We start from the raw sequence: 26,862 nt of genomic DNA, 5'->3' as shown, positions 1-26,862 counted from the left end.
CTCGCCAAAAACCTTAATAATCAGGCTTTATATCATCACATCAGGATAAAAAAGATTATCGACTATAATCAATTCAGCATGCACAGTTATGGCCATAGGGATTTCTTCCTTTTCTATCCCATACTTACACAGGAGGAATATGCCCCCAAACAAAAACCCCTTAAAGCCAGATGGCTCAAGGGGTTTCACTATTAATACATTTGCATATATTGCTCGCGTTCCCATGGATGAACTTGTGTGCGGAACATATCCCATTCAATTTCTTTGGCTTCGATAAAGTGCTCGAGGATGTGTTCGCCAAGAGCAGCTTGAATCACTTCATCTTTCTTCAGCATGCGAAGAGCTTCTGCCAATGTACCCGGCAGGTCTTCTACACCCTCCCGCTCTCTTTCTTCTTCATTCATTGTGTAAATGTTGCGGTCTACTGCAGGCGGTGGCGTCATGGCGTTTTTGATGCCATCGAGACCCGCTTGCAGAAGGACAGCCATTGCCAAATATGGGTTCGCTGCCGGGTCCACACTGCGCACTTCCACGCGCGTGCTCATGCCGCGTGCGGATGGAATACGAATCAACGGGCTGCGGTTTTGTCCGGACCAAGCAACATAACAAGGCGCTTCATATCCTGGCACAAGACGCTTATACGAATTGACCGTCGGATTAGTAATCGCTGTGAATCCTTTAGCGTGCTTGATTGTGCCTGCGATAAATTGGTAAGCTGTTTCACTCAACTGCAGCTCGCCTTTTTCATCATAGAAAGCATTTTTTCCTTCTCTAAATAACGACATATTGCAGTGCATGCCTGATCCGCTTACTCCGAACAGCGGTTTTGGCATAAAGGTTGCGTGTAAGCCATGCTTTCTCGCGATAGTTTTAACAACTAGCTTAAATGTTTGAATATCATCGCAGGCTGTTAAAGCATTGGCATATTTAAAGTCAATTTCATGTTGTCCTGGCGCCACTTCATGATGAGAAGCTTCAATTTCAAAGCCCATTTCCTCCAGCTCTAAAACAATATCGCGGCGGCAGTTTTCGCCAAGATCCGTCGGCGCTAAGTCAAAGTACCCGCCATTATCGTTAAGTTCTAAAGTCGGCTCGCCGTTAGCATCCAGTTTAAACAAGAAGAATTCCGGTTCAGGTCCTAAATTGAAGTTTGAAAAACCGAGTTCTTCCATTTCTTTTAACACACGCTTTAAATTGCTGCGCGGATCTCCAGCAAACGGTGTGCCATCAGGCATGTAAATATCACAAATCAAGCGGGCTACCTTGCCTTTTTCCGCTGTCCATGGAAATACAACCCATGTATCAAGGTCCGGATACAAGTTCATATCAGACTCTTCAATGCGCACGAAGCCTTCAATAGAAGAACCGTCAAACATCATTTTATTGTCCAGCGCTTTCGGCAATTGGCTCACTGGGATTTCAACGTTTTTAATCGTTCCTAAAATATCAGTGAATTGCAGGCGGATGAACTTAACATTTTCCTCTCTTGCTAAATTGATAATATCTTCTTTTGTGTACTTGCCCATAAAAATAATTCCTCCTTATGATTTGGCACTATTTTAATGAAAATAACGAAATCGGTCTCCGGACGGGAGATCGTTTCGGTAAAAGCGACCGGCATTAATAAATTCCTTGCGCAACAACCTTCTGACTTCTTCGTCTGTAGAAACTTTCTTATCTTGCTCTAACTCGGCTTTTAACGGATTATGTACGCTCTCATCTTCCTTCAATAAGATTTTTTTGATTCCTGCCATGTTAATTCCTTCATCGAGCAGATCCTTAATTTCAAGCAAACGATCAATATCATATAAAGAAAAGAGCCGGCGATTGCCTGCAGTCCGTTCGGGACGAATCAGTTGATGTTCTTCATAGTAGCGTATTTGCCTGGCGGATAAATCGGTTAGTTTCATGACCGTTCCTATCGGGAATAGCGGCATAGAACGCCTGATTTTGCTGTTCATCAATGATTCCTCCTTTCTTCATGTCCTTTATTTTATACCCCGTCAACTTATATGTCAAACCCATGTTAGGTTTTCTTACATGAAAAATTTTCACAAAATGCATTTCGCTCCTACCCGCTTTCCTTTGCAGACAAATAAGGACAACACAAGCATTCTTCTATAACCATAAAAAAGCTGCAAAAACATAAAGTGTTTTTGCAGCCTCGTTCTTACAATAGCTTTTTCTCAATTAAATGATTTAGAGCATAACATACAGCAATTTTCACATGTGAATAAGTGAGTCCCCCCTGCACATAGGCAGCAAATGGCGGGCGCAGCGGACCATCAGCAGAAAGCTCGATGCTCGCCCCCTGAACAAATGTTCCTGCAGCCATAATGACATCGTCTTCATAGCCCGGCATGTAGCTAGGGTAAGGCGTTACATGGGAATTAACCGGGGAAGCCTGCTGAATGGCCTGGCAAAAAGCAATCATCTTCTCCCGGTCGTCAAACTGAACCGCCTGGATAAGGTCTGTTCTTTTTTCATGCCATTTCGGAGTCGTATTCATGCCCATTTTTTCAAGCATCGCAGCAGTGAAAACCGCTCCCTTTAAACTTTCGCCTACAACGTGAGGGGCGAGGAAAAAGCCCTGATACATCTCTTGCAAGCTGTAGAGGCTGGCGCCCGCCTCTGCTCCAATCCCCGGGGAGGTCATCCGGTAAGAACAACTTTCCACATAATCGGCTTTTCCTGCTATGTAGCCGCCGGTTTTGGCAAGACCGCCTCCTGGGTTTTTAATTAATGAACCTGCCATCAAATCAGCGCCAACATGACAAGGCTCCTTCTCTTCTGTGAACTCCCCGTAGCAATTGTCAACAAAGACAATCACATCACTTTTTATTTTCTTTACAAACTGAATCATTTCTTCTATATCCGCCATCGTGAATGAAGGCCGGACAGCATAGCCTTTCGAGCGCTGAATGCCGATCATCTTCGTATTCGGCTGAATGGCTGCCTCAATGGCAGCGTAATCCGGCCGGCCGCTCGTCCCCAGCGGAACACTGCGGTAGGAAATGCCAAATTCCTTGAGTGACCCCGTTCCCTTGCCGGAGATTCCGACAATTTCTTCCAGCGTATCATACGGATCACCCGTAATATAAAGCAGTTCATCCCCTGGACGCAATATGCCAAATAAAGCAATGGAAATGGCATGTGTGCCCGAAATAATCTGCGGGCGGACGAGAGCCGCTTCTCCGCCGAATACGTCCGCATAAATGTTTTCAAGCGTATCACGGCCGGTGTCATCATAACCGTAGCCGGTCGAAGGGGTGAAATGAAATTCGCTTACCCGATGCTTTTTAAAGCTTTCCAGCACACGGAATTGATTGAATTCAGCCGTTTTTTCGATCTTGCGATGCACTTCGGCAATTTGCGCTTCAGCCTCCTCGGCAATCGGCTGAATAGTTTGTCCTTGTGTTAATAATTCAAACATACCTGCTCTCCCTTTACATTATATGTATTTACTAATTTCCCCAGCAATCGGATGATCCTTAAAGGCAAATCCTTTCACTCGGTACACTTGCTCTTCTTCATCGAATAAGATAGAGTCTACAATCGTTTCTGTTTTTAGCTGGGCGAGCAGTTTGCCGGCAGAAGCCGGAATTCGCCCGTTATACGAAGTCATCTGCTCCCTGATCATCCTTTCGATTACTTCCTTCAGCTTTAAGCGATCCTCTTCATTCACCGCACTGATCAAGATGTTTGCAGAAGCGGAAGAAGGAACAAACTCTTCATGCTGGATATCCCTCTTATTATACACTGTCAGTTCAGGCAAATGATCCATTTCTAATTGCTCCAGCAGACTTCGCACTGTCTCTTGATGCTGCATCAAGTCAGGGTTTGCACTATCCACAACGTGCAGCAGCAAATCGGCTTCACTCACCTCTTCAAGTGTAGAGCGGAAGGCAGCGACCAGCGTTGTCGGCAAGTCTTGAATAAAACCTACCGTATCAGTTAAAATCGCTTGATAGCCGCTCGGCAAAACCAATTTGCGCGTTAAAGGATCAAGCGTGGCAAACAACTGGTTTTCCTCCAATGAATCAGCTGCCGTTAATCTGTTAAACAAGGTAGACTTTCCGGCATTTGTATAGCCGACAAGCGCAATTTGAAACGCCCGGTTCTTTTTGCGCCGACTTCGATATCGTTCACGATGATGGACGATTGTATGCAGCTGCCGCTTAATTTCATCAATGCGCCGGCGAATATGGCGCCGGTCGCTTTCCAGCTTTGTTTCACCCGGTCCCCTCGTTCCAATGCCTCCGCCAAGACGGGAAAGGGCCGTTCCTTGTCCGGAGAGCCGCGGCAGCAAATATTGCAGCTGGGCAAGCTCCACCTGCAGCTGCCCCTCTCTTGAACGGGCGCGCCGAGCAAAAATATCAAGGATTAATTGCGTCCGGTCAATCACTCTAGCCGAAAATTCCGCAGATAAATTTCTGATTTGGCTTGGAGACAGCTCCCCATTGAAAATAATCAGATCCGGCTCCAGTTCCTCTTCCAGCCTCTTTAACTCTTCCACTTTTCCTTTGCCGATGTAAGTGCCGGGATGAATGCGCTCTCTCTTTTGTGTGATCATCGCTAACGATTCGCCTTGCGCCGTTTCTATCAATGATTTTAATTCTTGCATAGAATATAAAAATTGTTCGGTATCATCGGTCAACTGACACCCAGCAAGGATCACTTTCTCTTTCTCCATTTTTGTCAATTAGGTTCCTTCTTTCCTTTATCATTTTCTTCCATCCATCTTACCAAAAACCAGACTAAAATACGAATTGCCGGGCATTCACTAATAAAAACAAGTTTTTTTCCTCTTCTGAAAAGATAAGCTGGTTCTTTAGCCATTCCAATACTATAATAAATTGCCGGGAACACTTTCGTAAGGGGGAACTTCTGTGGAATTTACTTGGGATATTTTTACGGTTATCGGCACAATCGCGTTTGCTATTTCCGGAGCGATTGTGGCAATGGAAGAAGATTACGATGTATTTGGAATATATATATTAGGCATGATTACGGCTTTTGGCGGCGGAGCTATTCGCAACTTATTAATCGGAGTACCTGTTTCCGCATTATGGGAGCAAGGAGACTTTTTCCAGATCGCCCTCTTATCGATTACGGCGACTATTCTTTTTCCGCATAATATGCTTAAGCACTGGCCGGTATGGGGAAACTTCTTTGATGCGATCGGTTTATCCGCTTTTGCCGTGCAAGGTGCTTTGTATGCAGTCGGCATGAATCATCCGATCAGCGCCGTCATCGTAGCGGCAGTCCTGACCGGCAGCGGCGGCGGACTCGTGCGTGACCTGCTGGCGGGCAGGAAGCCTGCTCTTTTGCATAATGAAATTTACGGTCTGTGGGCTGCACTGGCAGGCCTGCTCATCGGACTGAGCATCACAACTGCACCCGTTGAGTTGATCATACTTTTTATAGCGATTACCGTTCTCCGGGTATTATCTTATAAATTAAAATGGAAGCTGCCAAAAAGGGCTCTTCATCAATAAATGAGAAAAAGGGACCAGCCCAAAAAGTCATTTTACATGACCTTCCGGGACAGCCCTTTTTCTTTATCAAAAAGCATTCAGCTGTACGCTTTCTGAAACAGTCAGTTCCGCTTCCGTGCATTCAAGAATTTCCTCTACCGAATATCCTTCGGCCACCTCCATAAGCTTCAGGCCGGCTGGCGTGACATCCATAACTGCTCTGTCTGTTATAATGCGCTGAACGACTCCTTTGCCGGTTAAAGGAAGCTGGCATTCTTTTAAAATTTTAGATTGGCCATGCTTATTTACATGATCCATAATCACGATCGTTTTTCGGGCACCATGAACAAGATCCATAGCTCCTCCCATTCCTTTCACCATTTTTCCGGGAATCATCCAGTTAGCCAAATCACCGCCTTGGGAAACCTCCATGCCGCCCAAAATAGCCACATCAATATGGCCGCCGCGGATCATCGCAAAGGATTCAGAACTATCAAAGTAAGCCGCTCCGGAGATCGCTGTCACTGTCTCTTTTCCGGCGTTGATCAAATCGGCATCTACTTCTTCTTCCTTTGGATAGGGACCTATGCCAAGCAGACCATTCTCTGACTGCAGTACGACTTCTTTGTTTTCCGAGATAAAGTTAGCAACTAATGTCGGCATTCCAATGCCTAAATTCACGTAATCGCCGCTTGTAATCTCCTTTTCTGCACGCCTTGCAATCTTCTCTCTTGTATCCATCCATATCCCTCCTTTATTGACGAGTGGTTTTTCGTTCAATTCGTTTTTCCTGATCTCCCTGAATCAAGGCCTGCACGTAAATGCCTGGTGTATGAATATGATCCGGGTTGAGCTCTCCGGTTTCCACAATCTCCTCTGCTTCCGCGATCGTCACTTTTCCGGCAGCCGCAATCATCGGATTGAAGTTTCGGGCAGTTTTATTATAAAGAAGGTTGCCTTTCTTATCTGCCTTCCAAGCCCTCACTAAACTGAAATCGGCTGTTAAAGCTTCCTCAAGCAAATACTCTTTTCCGTTAAACTCCCGTACTTCCTTTCCTTCAGCAATAGGGGTTCCCACGCCGGCTGGTGTATAAAAAGCCGGGATGCCGGCGCCGCCAGCCCGGATTTTCTCCGCCAGCGTCCCTTGAGGCGTTAACTCTACTTCTATTTCTCCTGCAAGCATTTGCCGCTCAAACTCTTTATTTTCTCCAACATAGGAACCAACGATTTTTTTAATCTGTTTATTCCTTAATAACAGCCCAAGCCCCCAGTCATCTACTCCACAGTTATTGGAAATGATCGTTAAGTCCTTCACTCCAGAGTCAGCAAGCGCTTTAATCAGGTTTTCAGGTATTCCGCATAAACCAAAGCCGCCAACCATCACCGTCATTCCGTCTTTAATGCCGGACACTGCTTCCTGAAAGCTCGTGTAGATTGTTTTCATCCCGTTTCCCCTCCTTTTATTAAACAGGATTTACTCCATGTTTACGATCAGTGAACACCATATACTTAGACATATAGACATCGAGCCGGGCGGAAAGTTCCTCGCGAAGCCGGTTCGGTTCCACTACACCGTCAATGATCAACTCAGAGGCTAGGCGATAAATGTCAATGTCTTGCCGATATTCTTCTCTTTTTTCATTGATAAAGGCGGCGCGTTCTTCCTCTGGCAATGAAGCAATCTTATTTGCATAAACGGCATTAACTGCAGCTTCCGGCCCCATTACCGCAATTTGCGCTGTCGGCAGCGCCAAGCAGCAATCCGGCTCAAATGCCGGACCAGCCATAGCATACAAACCAGCCCCGTAAGCTTTGCGGACAATGACGGTCAGCTTAGGCACTGTCGCCTCACTCATGGCAAAAATCATTTTGGCTCCATGGCGGATAATTCCGGCCTTTTCGACATTGGTGCCAATCATAAAGCCCGGCACATCGGCCAAGAATAAGAGCGGAATATGGAACGCGTCACATAAGCTAATAAACTTAGCCGCTTTATCAGCTGAATCATGAAACAGCACTCCCCCTTTTACACGAGGCTGGTTGGCGATAATGCCGACCGGCTGTCCGTTGATCCGGCCCAGCCCGGTAATCAGTTCAGCGGCAAATAATTTCTTAATTTCACAGAAACTATCTTCGTCGACCAAGCGTTCAATCAACTGATGCATATCGAACGGGGCATTTTGATTTTTGGGAATAAGCTCTTCGATTGATTTTTCAAAAGCAGCCGGCATTTTGGGCTCTTGAGGAGACGGTTTCTCTGTGTAGTTATCAGGAAAATAAGTTAAATATTTTTTCGCATATTCAATCGCTTCTTCTTCCGTCTTAGCAAGCACATCCCCGCAGCCGGAAACTGAGCAGTGCATTTTCGCGCCGCCCATTTGTTCAAGCGTTACTTTTTCGCCAATAACCATTTCCGCCATGCGCGGCGATCCGAGATACATGGAAGCATTGCCCTCCACCATGACCACAATGTCACAAAAAGCAGGAATATAAGCTCCCCCGGCAGCGGAAGGTCCAAATAACAGGCAAACTTGCGGCACTTTTCCGGATAATTTCACCTGATTATAAAAAATGCGGCCGGCTCCTCTGCGTCCAGGAAACATTTCCAGCTGATCGGTAATCCTGGCTCCCGCTGAATCGACAAGATAAAGCATCGGGCACCGCAGCTTTTCCGCTGTCTCTTGGATACGGATAATCTTTTCTACCGTTCTCTTACCCCACGATCCTGCTTTCACTGTGGAATCATTAGCCATCACACATACTGTGCGCCCATTTATTTTTCCAACGCCCGTTACAACGCCATCTGCCGGCAAATCTCCGGCAAGCACGTTGGCAAATAATCCGTCTTCTGCCTCTAGCCCATTATCAAAAAGCAGCTGCAGACGGTCCCGGACGAACAGCTTGCCCTGCTCCTTATTTTTCTCATGATATTTCTCCTGTCCGCCTGTTAAGACCGATTCCAGCTTTTCTTGGTAGTCTGTTTTTACTCCCGTTTCGTTCATTGCTGTCTCCTCACTTTCCTCTGTATGTTGGTGTCCGCTTCTCTGCAAATGCTTGCAGTCCTTCAAGCCTATCCTCTGTCGGAATAAGTGTGTTATATGCCAGCTTTTCAATTTGCAAACCTGTTGCAATGTCGGTCTGCATTCCGTGGTTAACTGCCGTTTTTGCCTGGAACAATGCAAGCGGCGCATTCACGGCCATCTCCTTCGCCAAATGAACAGCCGTTTCCAGCAAGCTTTCCGGAGAGGCAATATGTTCCACAAGACCAATTTGTTCCGCCTGATTAGAGGTAATCCGCCGGGCGGTAAAAATCAATTCCTTGGCTTTTCCAACTCCAATCAGCCGCGGCAGTCTTTGGGTGCCGCCGGCTCCCGGAATAATTGCGAGCGAGGTTTCAGTTAATCCTAATTTTGCATGGCTGGCTGCAATTCGGATATCACAAGCTAAGGCAAGCTCAAGCCCTCCTCCAAAAGCCGCCCCGTTGATAGCGGCGATGACTGGCTGCGGCAATGCTTCTACTTCATTGATCACTGAACCAATCAAGCCGACAATGTGCCGCACCTGCGCCTCGTCCATTCCCTTTCTTTCTTTTAAATCGGCCCCTGCGCAAAACGCTTTTTCGCCCGCCCCCGTCAAGATCACCACACGGATTTTCGGATCATTCTTCATATTGTAAAGAGCGTCGTGAAGGTCGTATAAAAGCTCTTTGGATAAGGAATTAGCGGCCTGTGGACGGTTGAGTGTCAAGACGGCAATCCCTTGCTCCAGCTTTTTTAATTGAACCGTTTCGCCCACATGCTTCACCCTCTCTCTGCTTTGCGGTATAGTTCCAGTTGCCTGCTCGTTAACGATCTTCCAAGCAAGGATTCCATCAGCTCTCCGGCCTCAAGCAAACGCTCCATTTGAATCCCTGTTTCAATGCCCATCGCCTGGAGCATGTAAAGTAAATCCTCGGTCGCTACATTACCGGAGGCACCCTTGGCATACGGACAGCCGCCTAATCCTCCTAAGGAGCTGTCAAACGTATGAATGCCCATTTCAAGAGATTTTGAAATGTTCGCCAGAGCCGTGCCTCTTGTGTCATGAAAATGCATAGCAAGACGGTCGTTAGAAAATTCAGGAATCAATACCTCCAGCAAGCGCTCTACATCCGGAGGTACAGCAACGCCAATCGTTTCGCCGAGCGACAATTCATCAATTCCCATATCAAACAACCGGGCGCTAATCTCTCTAACTTGTTCAGGCGAGATAGCACCTTCATACGGACAGGCAATAACGGTCGATAAATATCCGCGCACTGTTTTTCCAGACGCTTTCGCCTCGGTTACTACTTCTTTCAGCACCGGCAGCGTTTCGGCAATGGACTTGTTAATATTGTTTTTGTTATGTGACTCGCTGGCTGACATGAATACGCTGACTTCATCTACACCCGCATCAAGCGCTCTTCGCAATCCGTGCCTATTCGGAACGAGGGCTGCATATGTAATGCCCGGCTTTCTCTGGATGGAAGAGAGAACCTCCGCAGCATCTGCCAGCTGCGGAATCCATTTTGGATGAACAAAAGAAGTGACTTCAATATAGGACAGCCCGCTTTCTGAAAGCCGGTCGATCCAAGCTGCCTTATTTTCTGTACTCACTTGATGCGGTTCATTTTGCAAACCATCGCGGGGCCCTACCTCTTTAATGATCACTTTTTCAGGAAGTTTCAAGGGATGTTCCTCCTATTCCACATCAACGAGGCGATCCGCTTCGTTGACAAAATCTCCTTCACTCACATGGATTTTTTGAACGGTGCCGTCTTCCTCAGCGGCAATAGGAATTTCCATTTTCATAGATTCTAAAATGACGACATCCTGGCCCGCTTTCACTTCTTCCCCTTCCGCTACAAGAACTTTCCACACGTTTCCTGCCATACTCGCTTGTACTGTTGCCACGGCTATCTCTCCTTTTAATTCGTTGTTGTTAATTCCGGCAAATAATATTGGTTCACAAAATCAGTCGTTGTGATCCCTTCTAAAAACTGCTGATGGCTGATGACTTTTCTCAGCATCGGCAAATTCGTTTTAATGCCTTCAATCTTATATTCATCCAACGCTTTTTGCATGCGGCGGCACGCTTCCTCCCTTGTCGGTCCCCACGCGATCAGCTTGCCGATCATCGGATCATAAAAAGGGGTAACAGCGGAGCCTGATTCAACCGCACATTCATGACGGATTCCTTCCCCTTCCGGCAGCTCCAGCGCAGTAATTTGCCCCGGTGAAGGGAAGAACGTTTTCGGATCCTCTGCATAAATGCGCACTTCAATTGCATGCCCGCTGCGCTTTACTTCCTCGCGTGTCAATTGCAGCTTCTCGCCGGCTGCCACTTTTAGTTGCTGTTCTACAAGATCAAGGCCGGTGATTTCCTCTGTGACTGGATGTTCCACCTGCAGGCGGGTGTTCATTTCAAGAAAATAAAAGTTTTCTTCTTTATCAACTAAAAACTCAATCGTTCCTGCATTCGTATAGTCAATATGATGGGCTGCCTTTACTGCGGCATCCAGCATTTTCGTTCTCGTTTCTTCACTGATAAATGGTGAGACAGCCTCTTCTACTACTTTCTGGTTGCGGCGCTGAATCGAGCATTCCCGCTCCCAGAGAGGGATTATATGGCCATGGCTATCTGCAAGTATCTGCACTTCCACATGGTGAGGCTCTTGAATATACTTTTCCAAAAACATATCGCCGTTGCCAAAGAATGATTCTGCTCTTTTTTTGTTGCCTGCAAAAGCCTTCACCAGTTCTTCTTCGGAATGAACCAGCTGCATTCCAATACCGCCGCCGCCTGCTGACGCCTTCAGCATGAGCGGGTAGCCGACAGACTCCGCTGCTGCTTTTGCCTCCTCTTCATCCTGGAGAGCAACGTTAATCCCTTCAATAATCGGAACGCCTGCCTGCTTCATTGTTTTCCGCGCTTCAATTTTGCTGCCCATCGCAGCTAGAATCGCCGGCGAAGGACCAATAAAGGCCAGCCCTTCATCCAAGCACTTTTGCGCAAAAGACGCATTCTCTGACAATAAGCCATAGCCCGGGTGAACAGCCTCTGCCCCGCTTTTCTTAGCGATGCGTATCATTTCATCAGCGTTTAAATAACTGAGATTCACCTGGGGCTTGCCGATGCAGTACGCTTCGTCTGCCTCCCGGACAAACAAAGCGTTCTCATCTGCTTCGGAATAAACCGCTACCGTTTTTACTCCCATCTGTTTACATGTGCGAATAATACGCGAGGCAATTTCGCCGCGGTTAGCAATTAATAGTTTAGAAAACAACTGGATCGCTCCCTCCGTTTTACTTCAATAAGCCCATCGATTGTTCACGCAATTTAAACTTTTGGATTTTTCCAGAGGCTGTCATCGGATACTCCTTTGTAAACCGAATATGTTTCGGGATTTTGTGGCGGGAAATTTTGTCCTTAAAGTAGTCTTTAATTTCATCCGCAGAAGCTGTTTCTCCCTCCTTGAGGATAATCCAGGCTATTAATTCCTCCCCGTATTTTTCATCCGGCACTCCTATGACTTGTGCATCCAGTATTTTTGGGTGAGTATACAGGAATTCTTCAATCTCGCGCGGATAAATATTTTCGCCGCCGCGGATAATCATATCTTTTAAACGGCCTGTCACCCGGATATATCCATTCTCATCCATCACGGCGAGATCCCCCGTGTGAAGCCATCCTTCTTCATCAATCGCTTCTTTTGTAGCCTCCAGGTTGTTGTAATATCCCTTCATGACATGGTAGCCCCTCGTACACAGCTCCCCCTGCCTGTTGGGCGGAAGCTCCCTTGATGAACCAGGTTCTACAATTTTGACTTCCACGTCCGGCAGCGCCCTCCCCACTGTTTCGACGCGCAGCTCTACCGGATCATTCGTCCTTGTCTGTGTAATCACCGGCGAGGACTCCGTTTGACCGTAACAAATGGTGATTTCCTCCATATTCATCGTATTCATGACAGCCTTCATGACCTCTACCGGACAGTTAGAGCCGGCCATTACACCGGTACGAAGGCTCGATAAATCATAGTTTGAGAAATTCGGGTGATTAAGCTCCGCAATAAACATCGTCGGCACCCCGTGCAAAGCCGTGCATTTTTCCGCTTCCACTGTTGTCAGCACTGCTTCCGGATCAAACTCCTGCACCGGCACCATCGTAGCTCCGACAGTAACGCAGGCCATTGTTCCGATCACGCATCCGAAACAATGAAAAAACGGGACAGGAATACAAAGGCGGTCTTGCTCCGTTAACTCCATGCAGCCGGCAATATGAAAAGCATTGTTAATCAAGTTGCTGTGTGTCAGCATGACGCCTTTCGGGAAACCGGTCGTTCCGGATGTATACTGCATATTAATGACTTCATCCGGTTCGAGCTCGGCTGTCCGCGCATCCAGCTGCTCCTCAGTCACTCGTTCAGCCAGTTCTAAAATATCCGCCCAATTGTAGGTTCCGCTGTATGTTTTCTCACTTAACACCACCACATTTTTCAGCAGAGGCAGCCGTTTCGATGATAGTTTCCCAGGTTCAGATGAATAGAGCTCTGGACAAATTTCATAGATCGTATCGATATATGAATTTCCGCGGTAATCTTCAATCAAAACGATCGTCTGACTCTCTGACTGCTGCAGCAAATACTCAAGTTCAGCGGCTCGGTAATTCGTATTGACCGTTACTAAAACGGCTCCCATTTTTCCTGTGGCAAATTGCAGGGTTACCCATTCAGGCACATTTGTCGCCCAAACAGCTATGTGTTCGCCTTTATCAATATCAAGCGCCATTAAACCGCGGGCGGCTTTCCGGCATAGCCGATCAAATTCGCTGTATGTGTACCGGAGATTGCGATCTGGATAGACAAGTGCTTCATGTTGCGGAAGTTGTTTGGCTCTTTTCGCTAATAGTCCTCCGACTGTTTCTTGGATCAATTCGCTCATTGCACCCTTCCCCCTCTTATCTTTTAGCAGCCGAGATGACGCGCAATTACTAGGCGCTGAATTTCCGATGTTCCTTCCCCGATTTCCAGTAATTTCGCATCGCGCAAAAATCTTTCTACGTCATATTCCTTCATATAGCCATAACCGCCATGAATTTGGATTGCCTGGTTGCTCGCACGGAAGCTCGTTTCTGAGGCAAACAGCTTAGCCATCGCTGCTTCCTTGCCAAACGGCTTTCCTTGATCCTTCAGCCAAGCAGATTTGTGTACAAGATTCCGTGCTAATTCCACTTCTGTCGCCATGTCCGCCAGCTTGAATTGAATCGCTTGAAATTTAGAAATCGACTGGCCGAACTGCACACGTTCTTTTGCATATTGAAGAGCTTTTTCCAATGCAGCTTGTGCGATTCCCACGGCTAAGGCGGCGATAGAAATCCGTCCGCCGTCAAGGGTGTATAAAAACTGGCTGAAGCCTTTTTGACTGTCTCCAAGGAGATTTTCTTTCGGCACACGGACATTTTCTAAAACAATTTCACACGTATTCGATGCGCGGACCCCCATTTTGTCGTAGTTGCAGGAAATGGTCACTCCCGGCGCATCCGCAGGCACAATAATAGCCGAAATAATGCTTCTGCCGTTATCCTTCTTCCCCGTGACAGCGGTTACAATAATTTGCCGTGCAAAACCGGCATTTGTAATCCAGCATTTCTCGCCATTAATCACATATTCATCACCATCCAGCACAGCTTTTGTTCTTGTACCGCCGGCATCCGATCCGGCATTCGGTTCAGTTAATCCAAAAGAACCTAATGTTTCTCCTTTCGCCATCGGCACAAGCCATTCCTGCTTTTGCTCTTCAGTTCCGAAATAAAAAATCGGGCTGGCCCCCAGGCTGATGGCCGCTGCGTAGCTGAGCCCTGTGCCGCCGCAGGCTTTGCCAATTTCCTCTACTGCAATCGCATAAGAAACCGTGTCACCGCCAGATCCTCCATACTCTTCTGGAAAAGGAATGCCAAGAAGCCCGAGCTCTCCCATCTTTTTAAAGGCCTGTTCGTTAAAGCCTGATGTTTTATCCAGCTCCTGAGCGTATGGCTTAATCTCTTTTTCGGCAAAGCTTCTGACCATATCCTTTAACATTTGCTGCTCTTTCGTTAATTCAAAATTCATGTGAAGTCCCCCTTGTTTTCCATTGGTTTGAGACAGACTAGTCGGTCTCTATGAGCTTTTATAAAAGCCAGTTCAATTGTTAACCGGCTGGCTGTTTAGTAAATAGGCTTGAATATCTTGGTGTTCCATCCCCTGTTTTGTGACGAGCGCATGGACAAGCAGGTCGTTGAATATGCCGCCAATCTCTTCGATGGACAGCTCTCCTTCTTTCTTGAACCATTTATATGTCCAGTTTACCATGCCGATAATCGCCATTGTCGTAATCTCTGCTGACACTTCCGGCCGAAAATCGCCGCTTTTTTGCCCCTCTTGGATAATCTGTAAGATGATCTTGCGGTATTCATCTCTCTTCTCATTGATTTTCTCCTGAAAATCTCCCTTTAAATAGGTGCTTTCCTGATAGAAAACAGTAATGTGCGGCTTATATAAATCAAATACTTTTGTAAATGATAAAATAACAGCGCACAGCCGGGAAACAGGTGTGCTGTAATCAGCATATGCCTGTTTTGCACGATCAAGCACATACGAAATAAAAATATCATGAATGTGGTACAGCAGTTCGTCTTTTGACTTAAAGTTGTGGTAAAACCCCCCCTTAGAAGTCCCGCATTCGGCCACAATCTGGTCGACAGTCACTCCATGGTACCCATGCTTTTCAAACATCACCAATGACGTCTCTAGAATTCTCTCTTTTAATGGTTTTTTTTTCATGTTTTATCACCTTTGCTTAGATAGTATCATAACAAAAACTGGATTGACAATTATTTTGTCAGAAAATAAAAAATAATTTATCCGATTTTTTTGACTGAAGTCTTGTTTTATCAACAACAAAACCGCCGGAGAAAACGGCGGTTTTGCATCAGACAAATCTCTTTCTTACCGTTCGTTTAATTGAATATCCCGCGAATCAATCAGCATTAACTCTTCATATTTATAGTTGTTCTCATTCAGCAATCGGACCGCCTGGGCACGAGTGGCTTTTTCAATCAAGTTGCGTACATACCTGCCATTGGAGAAGGTCTGCTGGCTTCCTTCCCGGGCATGGGCAAAGTGCTCGCGCAGTTTCATTTTTGCTTCTTTGCTGAATCTGTATTCTTTTTCCGCCGCCATTTTTTCAGCAATCGACATCAACTGTTCAGGGCGGTAATCCGGAAATTGAAAAACGAGCGGAAAGCGGGACTCCAATCCGGGATTCAGCGTAAAAAAGTGGTTCATCTCCCTCGGATATCCCGCTAATATTAAAATAAAATCATTTTGCTTGTCTTCCATGTGCTTAACAAGCGTATCGATCGCTTCTTTTCCGAAGTCTTTTTCCCCTCCCCGTCCGAGTGAGTAAGCTTCATCGATAAATAAAATGCCGCCCATCGCCTTCTTAATTAAATCTCTCGTTTTTTGAGCCGTATGCCCAATATATTCACCGACGAGATCAGCGCGCTCTGCCTCTATTAGATGGCCTTTCGATAAAACTTTCATTTCAAAAAATAACTTTCCAATAATGCGGGCAGCTGTTGTTTTTCCGGTTCCTGGATTTCCTTTAAACATCATGTGCAGCACTTGTTTTCCGGCTTTCAATCCTTTTTCTTCCCTTTTTTTACTTATGAAGATCCAAGCATAAATTTCCCGGATCATTTTCTTTAATTCTTCTAGTCCTACTAACGCATCCAGTTCACTTTCTACCTTCTTCAATACCGCATGCTCAGAAGAACTGGACCACGTATAAGGCCGCTCTTCAGAGACTGGCTGCTGGATGCGGTCATTTTTGGTGTGCAGCACAACATTAATTTGTCCGTTATCTTTCATACGGATCGGCTGCTTCATCTCTATCACCCCACCAAGCTTGACGGAGGCCGTCGCATATTGTCTTTTTTTGCGCTTTCCCAAGAAATAATTTCCCTCTTTACAGTCTATTCAGGCCGCAGGCAAACATACGTCTTTCTGCATATAAAAAACGCGTACAGGGGACTGTACGCGTTTAAAGAACATTTTATTCTTGATCTTCTAAAGAAATTTGTACATTTCGTTGAGGAGCAAATGTAGAGATAGCGTGCTTATAAACGAGCTGCTGCTTTCCATCCGATTCAAACAGAACAGTAAAATTATCAAAACCTTTTATGTAGCCGCGCAATTGAAATCCATTTAATAAAAATACAGTGACGAGTGTTCCGTCTTTTCGAAGCTGATTCAGAAATTGGTCTTGGATATTAATCCCTTGTTTCATATCTTTTCCTCCTCTTTCTATCTATACTTAATTAATTCTATTTTAAATGCAGCTTTCCTGCTATAAAACCCGAAATTTCTTTTATTTTTTCCGGACGCTTCTCCTCATCTGACAAGTCAAACCAGTTGACATCCATTTTATTCCGAAACCAAGTGAGCTGCCGCTTGGCATAATTCCGCGAATTTTGTTTTAATTGCTCGACGGCGGCTTCTAATGTTTCCTCGCCTCTTAAATAACTGAACAGCTCTTTATAGCCGATAGCCTGGACGGCTTGACCGCTGCGAATCCCTTTATCCCAAAGGGTTTTCACCTCTTCAAGCAGACCCGCTGCCATCATCTGGTCCACTCTTTCATTAATTCGGCTATAAAGCATTTCCCTGTCCATCGTCAGCCCAATCAGCGCCGTGTCGTATAATAATTCATTAGGCTGGCTGCTTTGCTGCTGGGACATCTTCTTGCCAGTTGTATAAAAAATTTCAAGGGCGCGAATCACTCTTCTGACGTTATTCGGATGAATGGCCGCAGCTGCTTCTGGATCAATTCGCTTTAATTGTTCATAGAGTGCTTCTTTGCCCTCATGAGCAGCCTGCTTTTCCAGCTTTTCACGCAATTCGGGATTGCCCCCAGACTCAGAAAACTGGTAATCATAAATAACTGATTGAACATATAAGCCTGTTCCGCCGACGATAATAGGCAAAGCGCCTTTATTGGTTATTTCCGTTATTTTCTCTCTGACCAGCTGTTGAAATTCAGCAGCTGAAAATGTCTCATCGGGCTCTTTCAGATCGATTAAATGGTGAGGAACGCCCTCCATTTCTTCAAAGGTCACCTTGGCCGTGCCAATGTCCATGCCTTTATAAACCTGCATGGAATCGCCGCTGATGATCTCTCCTCCGAACCGCTTTGCTAAATAAATGCTTAGCGCCGTTTTCCCGACCGCTGTCGGCCCAATGATCACGATAAGTTTCTCCCGCTGATGCAATCTTTTCACTGCCTTTACCGATTTTCTCTTATCGTACCATACGTAGAATCAGTTATTAAAGCTAATACTCCATTCTCGCCCCTTTTTTTCTTTTTATACGTGCCAAACAAAAAATCCGGCCGCCAACCGCAGCCGGATTTCGATTAGTTTTGAATATCAATTGGGGTTTGTGCATCCCGGATTTCTTTGTCCAGTTCCACTAAATACTGCTCAGCTACAGGAGACGGCCAGTCAAATAAGTCCGCCATGACTGCAACCACTTGCTCTTTATACTGTTTGACTTCATCAATGCGGAAAAACAATGCCCCGGTTCGGCGAATAAAGAAATCGACCGGCTTCAGTGCCATTTCCTCCGTCACAGCATATAGCAATTGGGCGTACAGCACTTTAGGAAGAAGATCAGAATCCGCCTGTTTAGCGAGCGCAAACAAACGATCAACATTCGTGCCGTACATATGAGCCAAATATTTCCCTTCCGTTTCCGAAAGTCCGTAAGAGGATGCTTCTTTTGCTTTCTTTTGAGCAAACGGCTCTAGCTGGTCAGCTCCGCCGATATCTCCTCCCGAGATTGGCAAATGGCGTGTTTGGCAGCTCTTAAAGCTTCTGCCTGTTTCAGCGCTCAATTTTTTAGAGACAAGGTCTACGACGATTTCGGCCATCTTCCGGTAACCAGTCAGCTTTCCGCCGGCAATGGTAATTAGACCGCTGTCTCCTTCCCAAATCTCATCTTTCCGCGATATTTCAGAAGGGTCCTTGCCTTCTTCATAAATCAGCGGGCGTACACCAGCCCAGCTGGACTCCACATCCGCCGGTCCTACTTTCACCTCAGGGAACATGTAATGAATGGATTTCAATAAATAGTCCCTGTCTTCCTCCAGCATTTTCGGATTGGCCGTGTCCTTGTCATCTCCATAGAAGGTGTCCGTCGTGCCCACATACGCTTTTCCGTCGCGCGGAATCGCAAAGATCATCCGGCCATCCGGAGCGTCAAAATATACCGCTTGCTTCAGCGGGAAAATTGATTGGTCAATGACAATATGGATGCCTTTGGTGAGCCGCAAATGTTTGTTATTAACAGAAAGGTCCTTCTTGCGCACCTTATCCACCCATGGACCGGCTGCGTTAACAATTTTCTTTGCCTTTACCTCAATTGTCTTTCCTGTTAATACGTCTTTAGCCTCGATACCCATCACTTTTTGATTTTCATAAATAAACTTTTCAGCTTTTACATAGTTTACAGCTGCGGCTCCTTTTTCAACCGCTTTTTTCATCACTTCTATCGTTAACCGGGCATCATCCGTCCGGTATTCAACATAGTAGCCGCCGCCGACTAATCCTTCTTTTTTTATAAGCGGCTCTTTATGAAGCGTTTCGTCAGCTGTCAGCATCGTTCTTCGCTCTGATTTTTTCACATTGGCGAGAAAATCGTAGACGCGCAAGCCGATGCCTGTCGTGAACTTGCCAAAAGTGCCGCCTTTATGCATAGGCAGAAGCATCCATTCTGGTGTAGTCACGTGCGGACCGTTTTCATATACTACTGCACGTTCCTTGCCGACCTCAGCCACCATCTTCACCTCAAACTGCTTCAAGTAACGCAGCCCGCCGTGAACAAGTTTTGTGGAGCGGCTGGAAGTCCCTGCAGCAAAATCTTGCATTTCTACAAGAGCCACCTTCATTCCGCGCGTGGTCGCATCTAATGCAATCCCCGCTCCTGTAATCCCGCCTCCGATGACGAGAAGATCAAATTCTTCGTTTTGTAAATGGCTCAGCCATTGTTCACGCTCTACATTTGAAAATTTCATAATGTCCCCTCCAATTGTTAAATACCTCATTTTCACTAAAAGAAAACGAAAAGAGACCTGCCAAAACATAACGATGGATCATCGCTATGAAGACAGGTCTCTCTGTTTCTCCAGACAATTTATTAACTTAATTTCATTATATAGCACGAGGCTTGAGATTTCAAACTTTAAATACTAAGGCAGCTTCTATCGCTTTTTTCCAGCCGGCGTACAAGCGTGCCTGTTCTTCATTCGCCATTTGCGGTTTAAAGACTTTTTCCACTTGCCACTTAGAAGAAATTTCTTGGCGGTCTTTCCAGAAGCCTACTGCAAGTCCAGCAAGATACGCCGCACCAAGGGCTGTGGTTTCATTGATAATCGGACGTTCCACAGGCACTTGGAGCATATCGCTTTGGAACTGCATCAGAAAATTGTTTTTAACCGCTCCGCCGTCGACACGCAGTGTTTTTAATGAAATGCCGGAGTCAGCCTCCATCGCATCCAGGACATCTTTTGTTTGATAAGCAAGCGATTCAAGCGTCGCACGGACGAAATGCTCTTTAGATGTTCCTCTTGTTAAACCGAATACAGCTCCGCGCACGTCGCTGTCCCAATAAGGCGTACCAAGCCCGACAAAGGCCGGAACAACATAGACACCTCCGGAAGAAGCCACATTGGTCGCATATTCTTCTGTGTCAGCCGCATCCTTGACCATGCGCAAACCGTCACGCAGCCATTGAATGGCCGAGCCTGCAACAAAAATGCTGCCTTCAAGGGCGTATTCCACTTTTCCATCTATTCCCCAGGCAATAGTTGTTAATAAGCCGTGGCGGGAGGACACTGCTTTCTCACCCGTATTCATGAGCATAAAACAACCGGTGCCATATGTGTTTTTTGCCATTCCTTCTTCATAACATGCCTGGCCGAATAAAGCAGCTTGCTGGTCACCAGCCGCACCGGCAATGGGCACTTCCTGACCGAAAAAGTGATAAGGGACCGTCTGGCCGTAAACTTCAGAAGAAGGGCGCACCTCAGGAAGCATCGATGTAGGAATGTCTAAGATAGTTAGCAGTTCTTCATCCCACGTTAAATCGTGAATGTTGAATAATAGCGTTCTTGATGCATTGGAGTAATCTGTCACATGCACCTTGCCGCCGGACAGCTTCCAAATAAGCCACGTATCAATCGTGCCAAATAAAAGCTCTCCCTTTTCTGCCCGTTCCCGTGCACCTTCTACATTGTCGAGAATCCACTTGATTTTCGTGCCTGAAAAATAAGCGTCAATCAGCAATCCTGTTTTCTCACGGAATAATGAATCATACCCTTGGTCTTTCAGTTCATTGCAAATATCGGCCGTTTGCCGCGACTGCCACACAATGGCATTATAAACTGGCTTTCCGGTTTCTTTATCCCACACGACTGTTGTTTCCCGCTGGTTTGTAATTCCAATACCGGCGATTTGCTCAGGGCTGATATTATTTTCAGATAATACAGTCGCAATGCAGGCCAGGATGGTTCCCCATATTTCATTGGCATTATGCTCCACCCAGCCAGGCTGCGGGAAATGCTGAGTAAACTCTTTCTGGGCTACATAAGCCGCTTCTCCTTTTTTATTAAAAAGAATCGCTCTTGAGCTTGTTGTGCCTTGATCAAGCGATAAAATAAACTGTTCCATTCCTTTCTCCTCCCTTTATCAAGCATCTGCTTCGTTTGAAGCTGTATGGTTTTTCTTCCCCATCATCAGTATAACGAGTAAAACAACAAAAGTAACAGCTAACACTCCCCAGAATGCCGGTACAATATCTCCGGTAAAGAAAGCCCGATAAAACAAGCCGCCCAGTGAACCGCCAAGCAGCGGGCCGACGACAGGTATCCAGGCATATTGCCAATTCGAACCGCCTTTGCCGGCAATCGGGAGCAAAAAGTGAGCGATACGCGGGCCGAGATCACGCGCAGGATTAATGGCATAACCAGTCGTTCCGCCTAAAGATAAGCCGATAGCCACAATTAATAACCCTACGATAAATGGATTAAGTCCTTCTGTAAATTCATTGGCTCCAATCGATAATATTCCAACCGTCAAAATAAAAGTCCCAATGATTTCACTTAACAAGTTGGAAAAGGTATGCTTAATTGCCGGCCCGGTAGCAAACACACCCAGCTTGGCTCCCGGGTCATCCGTCGCTTTCCAATGAGGCAGAAAGTGCAAGTAAACAACGGCTGCGCCGATGATCGCCCCAATCATTTGTGCAGCAATGTAAGGAGCAACGTCTCCCCAGGCAAAATCGCCGGCAAAAGCTAAGGCCAGCGTGACGGCAGGGTTTAAATGAGCGCCGCTAAATTGGCCCACAGCATACACAGCCATCGCAACAGCCAGCCCCCATCCCCAAGCAATCACCATCCATCCGGAAGCAAAAGCAAACGACTTTTTCAAATTTACATTTGCGCAAACCCCGGCTCCAAATACAATTAACAAAGCTGTTCCGAACAGCTCTCCCCAAAATGGTGTCATTCTTTTTTACTCCCTTTCTCCGTGAAATAAGTAATATCCAAGAGTGCCTTGTCAGATGAACAGAGCCCTTAAATCAAAAAAAAACAAAAAGATCCACAACAAACAGCCGCAAAAATTGCGTGTGTTGTGAATCTCTTTGTTCTCCATCACAAATTATTAACTTATCCCTAAGATAATACGTTTTGAAAGCGCCGTCAACTAATTTACCATACATTATTTATTAATAATATAATTTCCACAGTTCCCGGTCAGAAGTTGTAATGGCACAGGCCCCGGCTTCCAGCGCCTCTTCCACTTCTTCTCTCGTTTCTATCAGCCCGCCCGCGAAAATCGGTTTTTTAGTTTTTTCATGCAGCTCTTTAATGATCTTGGGCACTACCCCCGGCAGTACCTCAATATAGTCGGGATCGGTCCGCTCAATTAATTTAATGCTGCGCTCAAGGGCGCTTGAATCGATAATAAAGGCCCGCTGTGTGGCCAGAAGCCCTTTTTGCTTTGCCCTGACGATGGCGTTTCCCTTTGTGGAAATAATCCCATACGGTTTTACATATTGTGCAATGAATTCAGCTGCATATTCATCGCTTGTCAAACCGTGGATTAAATCCAGATGCAAAAACATCTTTTTTCCATGCTGCCGGGCATAGTCAAATACACTCTTGACCATGCCGACATGCAAATCTAAAAACACCCCATACTCAAACGGAGTTTCAAGCATTTTATCAAAATCTTTCATTGTCCGAACTGCCGGCAATATTTTTTGTCCGTGAAAATTCATCGGCTGCACCCCTTTTATTCTAATTCTCTTTTTGGCTAAACGAAAAGCTGTCTGTCATTAGCTGAGCGGGAGCATTTTTTCCTTCTTTAAAGGCTTCCCTCCATATAAGAAAAAGATGATCGTTACGAGGCCGAAAATGGAGCTGATAACAGCAAAAAAGCTGACCGCCTGAAACAGCTGCAAAGCAAGCCCCCCTAAGTAAGGACCAGTCAGGCTGCCGATGCTGAAGGCCATGCCGCACAAGAGATTCCCCGTTGGCAGCAAGGGTCTTGGCATCAAATCGGTCATAAAGCTAATGCCCAAGCTAAAAGTAGAACCGACCAGCATCCCTGCGAGAAATATGCACATTAATAGCAAGGGATACATCTGGTCAATGAGCGCGGCACTAAAAAACAATAACGTTCCAGATAATAAGACGATGGATAATATCCTCTTTCTTCCGTATTTGTCGCTCATCATGCCTAATGGAAATTGGAAGACGATACCGCCAATTGCGAATGACATTAAAATGATGGAAATTTCTTGAACAGACAAGCCGGTTCGCACCCCGTAGATCGGATAAATTCCATTAAAGGACGTCTCCAAAAATCCGTAAGCAAACGTTGGCAAAAAAGCGAGCCACCCGTAGCGAAAAGCTTCCCTAAACCGTTTCATCGTTTCCCACATTGAATTGGTCTCCACCTGCTGCTCCGGAAAATCATTTTTAAGAAAAAATAAAAAGACCCAGCAAACTAAACAAAGAACCGCCGAAAGGATAAACGGCAAAGCTTCACCGTAATGGATAAGCCCTGTCATCAATGGACCGGCAGCAAATCCCAAGCCGAAAAAGAGGCCGTAAAGCGAAATATTCCTCCCGCGCCGCTCAGGAGAAGAAAAAGTCGTAATCCATGTTTGCGTGCCGAAATGAAGCGCATGATCGCCGATTCCGATCAAGAGACGCAAAATAAACCAAAACCAGAATGATTTCCACAAAGGAAAAGCAAACAAAGCAGCGATCACCAGCAGACCGCCTCCGATGATTACGGGCTTGTAGCCAAATTGCCGCAAAGGTTTTTCCATAAACGGCGAAATAAGCAATATACCGATATACAAACCAGTCGCATTTAATCCATTCAGCGAAGCTGGCATGCCTTCCTGTTCAAATAACAATGCAATCAGCGGCAGCAGCATCCCTTGGCTAAATCCAGAGATGGCCACCACACTGACAAGTACACCTAACCGAAACCGTTCTCCTGTATTAGCCATAATAACTCTTACTCACCTCTTATGTCCTTGCGCTGCATCTAAACTCTCTCTTTTTCTATATTAGGCTATTTCGCTTGGCTCGTATAGAGAGGAAGCGGCAAAACTGTTTTACCTTATTTTTTTAGCTTGCCTATCACGTAACGTGATGTTTTAGAATGAAGCTAACGAACAAATGGAGGGAGCACAATGGAAAAACATTACACAATCGGCCAATTTAAGAAAATGAGCGGTCTGACGGCAAGAACACTGCAGTACGATGATGAGATTGGCAGCCTGACCGCTCAACGGACAGAAGGAGGACACCGGTACTACCTGGAAAGCGACGTGCACACACTTCAAAAAATTGTTTCCTTAAAGTTTTTAGGTTTCTCTCTTGAAGAAACGGCCGATTTTATCAATAAAGATTCCTGGAACGAAAAGGACTCTTTGATCTTTCAGCGTGATATGATGGAAAAAAAGCGTGAGCAATTAAATAACTCTATCCGGCTGCTTAATCTTGCTATTGAGCAAATCGAGACAGGCGGGACTTTGCACACGGATATATTTATTTCAATGATTAACAATGTGCACATGGAAAAAAGCCACAAACGCTGGTTCGCCGCTTTTATGCCAGAGCCCCGCATCAATGCGCTGTTTGATAGACTGAAAAGCGAGCAGGAAACGATCGAGAAGAAATCGATGCATTTATTTTCGCGCCTAAAGGAGGCTATGGATATCGATCCGAAAAGCAGCGAGGTTGGCGAATTAGCAGCTGAATTAATGGAATTTGCCATGGAAATAGCCGGTGATGAGCTGCCGCTGTTAGAACAAATCCCGGCAGCAGATCTTGAAGAAGACCCCTGGCTCTTCCCCTACCCTTTTACTCCGGAAGAGGAACAATGGCTAAAACAAGCGGTCAATCATTATATGGAAAAGGAAGGGATACAAAGTGGAAAAAACTAATCAAACAGATTGGCAGCAATGGAGGCCATTCATCCGCTTATTTACAAAATCAAGCTTGCCGAAGTGGATCATTGCCACAGCTGTCTTACTAAGCATAATCGAGACGGTTGCCGGGCTGATTGTGCCCTTGTTTACAAAGGATCTTGTGGATCAGCTGGCTGCGAGCCAGCTGCAGCTGTCCGTCATCCTCTTTCTCGCCGGCAGCTTTCTTGCCCAAACTATCTCGGGCGGCTTTTCCTATTACTTAATGAGCTACATTGGAGAAGCCGTGGTTTCTTCCATACGCAAGCGATTATGGGGGCAAGTACTGGCGCTTCCTGTCTCTTATTTTGATCATCATGAATCCGGGGAAACGATGAGCCGGCTGACACAGGATACGAATACGGTCAAAACGTTGATCGTTCAGCACCTTGTTTCCTTTGTAACTGGAATCATTTCTATTGCCGGCGCGGTTGTTATTTTACTTTTCATTGACTGGAAAATGACCATTGTTATGCTGCTGGCCGCTCCTGTTTCTATTCTGATTATCATGCCGCTCGGCCGCAAAATGTACCGTATCTCCAAAGACACACAAACAGAAATGGCGGGCTTTTCAGCTGATCTTGGCAGAGTTCTTGCTGATATCCGGCTCGTGAAGGCCTACAGTGCGGAAAAAGCGGAAGGAGAAAAAGGCGGCCGGCGCATTCAGGAGCTTTTCCGGTACGGCCTGAAGGAAGCGCGGATTCAAGCCGTCATCTCTCCTTTCATGACGGGGATTATGATGATGGTTCTCGTTATCTTAATCGGTTATGGCGGCGTGCGGGTAGCATCCGGCTCCCTCACCGCCGGCTCCCTCGTAGCCATCATTATTTACATGTTTCAAATCGTTATTCCTTTCAGCCAAATGGCGGCTTTTTTCACAGCTTTCCAAAAAGCGATGGGAGCCACTGAAAGAATTCAGTCCATTTTGTCACTTGAACAGGAATCAGAAGAAGAAGGGTCGTCTGTAATTAATCCGGCTCAGGATCTTTTCCTTCGCAATCTCACGTTTCGCTACAATGAAAACCAGGCTGTGTTGGAGGATATTAATCTCCAGATTCCGGCCGGAAAAACAACGGCCTTCGCCGGTCCGAGCGGCAGCGGCAAAACGACCCTCTTTGCCTTGCTGGAGCGCTTTTATGAACCGGCTGATGGCGACATTTATTTAGGAGAGCAATCCATCCGTGAATTTAACCTTCATTCATGGCGGACAGCCATCAGCTACGTTTCCCAGGAAAGCCCGATTATGTCGGGAACGATCCGCGATAACATTTGTTACGGAATAGACAGGACACCAACAGATGAAGAAGTGGCAGAAGCCGCTAAGCTGGCAAATGCCGCTGAATTTATCGAGAAGCTTCCCGACCGGTATGACACAGAGGTTGGCGAACGCGGAATAAAATTATCAGGCGGACAGCGGCAGCGCCTTGCTATTGCCCGAGCTTTTATGCGCAATCCGCAAATTTTGCTGCTCGATGAAGCAACCTCCAACCTGGACAGCGATTCTGAGCGGCTCGTTCAGGAGGCGCTCGAGCAATTAATGGCCGGCCGGACCACTCTTGTGATTGCCCATCGCCTGTCCACTATCGTGAACGCCGATCAGATTGTCATCATTGAAAAAGGAAAGGTGACAGGGATTGGCACGCATGAAGCTCTTTTTGCCGGTCATCCGCTCTATCAAAAATTAGCACGCCAGCAATTAACCTCCTGAATACAAAAAAGGCCGCTTTTGTAAAGAAGCCGGCCTTTTTTGTATCTTTTTTTACCCTCCTTCTATTCAACGAT

The 26,862-nt window shown here is 46.1% G+C and carries 25 protein-coding genes; 3 read left to right on the top strand and 22 right to left on the bottom strand.

Annotation, left to right across the window (positions count from 1 at the left end):
* Positions 1-191 precede the first annotated feature (191 nt).
* From glnA to hflX, 4 genes are all read right to left on the bottom strand, one after another.
* Positions 192-1,526, bottom strand: a complete 1,335-nt coding sequence (gene glnA, locus B1A98_RS02470; protein WP_041100173.1) for a type I glutamate--ammonia ligase — start codon at positions 1,524-1,526, stop codon at positions 192-194.
* Positions 1,527-1,559: 33 nt separating this feature from the next.
* Positions 1,560-1,961, bottom strand: coding sequence for a MerR family transcriptional regulator (locus tag B1A98_RS02465; protein WP_041100172.1), 402 nt, complete (start codon positions 1,959-1,961; stop codon positions 1,560-1,562).
* 209 nt (positions 1,962-2,170) lie between these two features.
* Complete coding sequence (locus B1A98_RS02460; protein WP_063383579.1) at positions 2,171-3,433, bottom strand: methionine gamma-lyase family protein; 1,263 nt, start codon at positions 3,431-3,433, stop codon at positions 2,171-2,173.
* Positions 3,434-3,451: 18 nt separating this feature from the next.
* The gene (gene hflX, locus B1A98_RS02455) at positions 3,452-4,693 is read right to left on the bottom strand and encodes a GTPase HflX (RefSeq protein ID WP_063383656.1); all 1,242 of its coding nucleotides are present in this window, start codon (positions 4,691-4,693) and stop codon (positions 3,452-3,454) included.
* A 196-nt stretch (positions 4,694-4,889) separates the two neighbouring features.
* Between hflX and B1A98_RS02450 the strand changes: the two genes are divergently transcribed.
* Positions 4,890-5,498 (top strand): trimeric intracellular cation channel family protein, encoded by a 609-nt coding sequence (locus B1A98_RS02450; protein ID WP_063383578.1) that lies wholly within the window; start codon positions 4,890-4,892, stop codon positions 5,496-5,498.
* 66 nt (positions 5,499-5,564) lie between these two features.
* Here the strand turns inward: B1A98_RS02450 and B1A98_RS02445 are convergent, their stop codons facing one another.
* From B1A98_RS02445 to B1A98_RS02360, 18 genes are all read right to left on the bottom strand, one after another.
* Positions 5,565-6,218: a CoA transferase subunit B gene (locus B1A98_RS02445; RefSeq protein ID WP_063383577.1), complete on the bottom strand. Its 654-nt coding sequence runs from the start codon at positions 6,216-6,218 to the stop codon at positions 5,565-5,567.
* A 13-nt stretch (positions 6,219-6,231) separates the two neighbouring features.
* Positions 6,232-6,921, bottom strand: a complete 690-nt coding sequence (locus tag B1A98_RS02440; RefSeq protein ID WP_041100164.1) for a CoA transferase subunit A — start codon at positions 6,919-6,921, stop codon at positions 6,232-6,234.
* Between the two features lie 19 nt (positions 6,922-6,940).
* A complete protein-coding gene (locus tag B1A98_RS02435) occupies positions 6,941-8,479 on the bottom strand; it encodes an acyl-CoA carboxylase subunit beta (RefSeq protein WP_063383576.1) in 1,539 nt (512 codons plus the stop codon).
* A gap of 10 nt (positions 8,480-8,489) precedes the next feature.
* On the bottom strand, positions 8,490-9,272 hold the full coding sequence (locus B1A98_RS02430) for an enoyl-CoA hydratase (RefSeq protein ID WP_041113197.1): 783 nt from the start codon (positions 9,270-9,272) through the stop codon (positions 8,490-8,492).
* A 5-nt stretch (positions 9,273-9,277) separates the two neighbouring features.
* Positions 9,278-10,186 carry a hydroxymethylglutaryl-CoA lyase gene (locus B1A98_RS02425; RefSeq protein ID WP_041100160.1) on the bottom strand — a complete coding sequence of 303 codons (909 nt, stop codon included), beginning with the start codon at positions 10,184-10,186 and terminating at the stop codon, positions 9,278-9,280.
* Between the two features lie 12 nt (positions 10,187-10,198).
* On the bottom strand, positions 10,199-10,411 hold the full coding sequence (locus B1A98_RS02420) for an acetyl-CoA carboxylase biotin carboxyl carrier protein subunit (RefSeq protein ID WP_082028222.1): 213 nt from the start codon (positions 10,409-10,411) through the stop codon (positions 10,199-10,201).
* A gap of 14 nt (positions 10,412-10,425) precedes the next feature.
* A complete protein-coding gene (locus tag B1A98_RS02415) occupies positions 10,426-11,784 on the bottom strand; it encodes an acetyl-CoA carboxylase biotin carboxylase subunit (protein WP_063383575.1) in 1,359 nt (452 codons plus the stop codon).
* 19 nt (positions 11,785-11,803) lie between these two features.
* Positions 11,804-13,429, bottom strand: coding sequence for an AMP-binding protein (locus B1A98_RS02410; RefSeq protein WP_063383655.1), 1,626 nt, complete (start codon positions 13,427-13,429; stop codon positions 11,804-11,806).
* Between the two features lie 32 nt (positions 13,430-13,461).
* On the bottom strand, positions 13,462-14,604 hold the full coding sequence (locus tag B1A98_RS02405; protein WP_041100156.1) for an acyl-CoA dehydrogenase: 1,143 nt from the start codon (positions 14,602-14,604) through the stop codon (positions 13,462-13,464).
* Positions 14,605-14,676: 72 nt separating this feature from the next.
* The gene (locus tag B1A98_RS02400; protein ID WP_041100154.1) at positions 14,677-15,315 is read right to left on the bottom strand and encodes a TetR/AcrR family transcriptional regulator; all 639 of its coding nucleotides are present in this window, start codon (positions 15,313-15,315) and stop codon (positions 14,677-14,679) included.
* Positions 15,316-15,480: 165 nt separating this feature from the next.
* A complete protein-coding gene (gene spoVK / locus B1A98_RS02395) occupies positions 15,481-16,422 on the bottom strand; it encodes a stage V sporulation protein K (RefSeq protein ID WP_063383654.1) in 942 nt (313 codons plus the stop codon).
* A gap of 166 nt (positions 16,423-16,588) precedes the next feature.
* Positions 16,589-16,822 carry an RNA chaperone Hfq gene (gene hfq / locus B1A98_RS02390; RefSeq protein ID WP_041100152.1) on the bottom strand — a complete coding sequence of 78 codons (234 nt, stop codon included), beginning with the start codon at positions 16,820-16,822 and terminating at the stop codon, positions 16,589-16,591.
* A gap of 37 nt (positions 16,823-16,859) precedes the next feature.
* The gene (gene miaA, locus B1A98_RS02385; RefSeq protein WP_063383574.1) at positions 16,860-17,804 is read right to left on the bottom strand and encodes a tRNA (adenosine(37)-N6)-dimethylallyltransferase MiaA; all 945 of its coding nucleotides are present in this window, start codon (positions 17,802-17,804) and stop codon (positions 16,860-16,862) included.
* A gap of 143 nt (positions 17,805-17,947) precedes the next feature.
* Positions 17,948-19,606 (bottom strand): glycerol-3-phosphate dehydrogenase/oxidase, encoded by a 1,659-nt coding sequence (locus tag B1A98_RS02380; protein ID WP_063383573.1) that lies wholly within the window; start codon positions 19,604-19,606, stop codon positions 17,948-17,950.
* Positions 19,607-19,766: 160 nt separating this feature from the next.
* Positions 19,767-21,260, bottom strand: a complete 1,494-nt coding sequence (gene glpK, locus B1A98_RS02375; protein ID WP_063383572.1) for a glycerol kinase GlpK — start codon at positions 21,258-21,260, stop codon at positions 19,767-19,769.
* Between the two features lie 18 nt (positions 21,261-21,278).
* Positions 21,279-22,097 (bottom strand): MIP/aquaporin family protein, encoded by an 819-nt coding sequence (locus B1A98_RS02370; RefSeq protein WP_041113121.1) that lies wholly within the window; start codon positions 22,095-22,097, stop codon positions 21,279-21,281.
* A gap of 220 nt (positions 22,098-22,317) precedes the next feature.
* Complete coding sequence (locus tag B1A98_RS02365; protein ID WP_063383571.1) at positions 22,318-22,872, bottom strand: glycerol-3-phosphate responsive antiterminator; 555 nt, start codon at positions 22,870-22,872, stop codon at positions 22,318-22,320.
* Positions 22,873-22,929: 57 nt separating this feature from the next.
* Positions 22,930-24,117: an MFS transporter gene (locus B1A98_RS02360; RefSeq protein ID WP_063383570.1), complete on the bottom strand. Its 1,188-nt coding sequence runs from the start codon at positions 24,115-24,117 to the stop codon at positions 22,930-22,932.
* 186 nt (positions 24,118-24,303) lie between these two features.
* Between B1A98_RS02360 and B1A98_RS02355 the strand changes: the two genes are divergently transcribed.
* The gene (locus B1A98_RS02355; RefSeq protein ID WP_063383569.1) at positions 24,304-25,059 is read left to right on the top strand and encodes a MerR family transcriptional regulator; all 756 of its coding nucleotides are present in this window, start codon (positions 24,304-24,306) and stop codon (positions 25,057-25,059) included.
* Entirely contained in the window at positions 25,046-26,788 is a 1,743-nt protein-coding gene (locus B1A98_RS02350) for an ABC transporter ATP-binding protein (RefSeq protein WP_063383568.1), read from the top strand. The genes B1A98_RS02355 and B1A98_RS02350 overlap by 14 nt, the downstream gene beginning before the upstream one ends.
* The last annotated feature ends 74 nt before the right edge of the window (positions 26,789-26,862 follow it).

It is taken from the genome of Pseudobacillus badius, from assembly GCF_002189605.1.
In the GTDB taxonomy this organism is placed as follows: domain Bacteria; phylum Bacillota; class Bacilli; order Bacillales; family Domibacillaceae; genus Pseudobacillus; species Pseudobacillus badius.
This window is presented reverse-complemented; position numbering and strand designations above follow the sequence as displayed.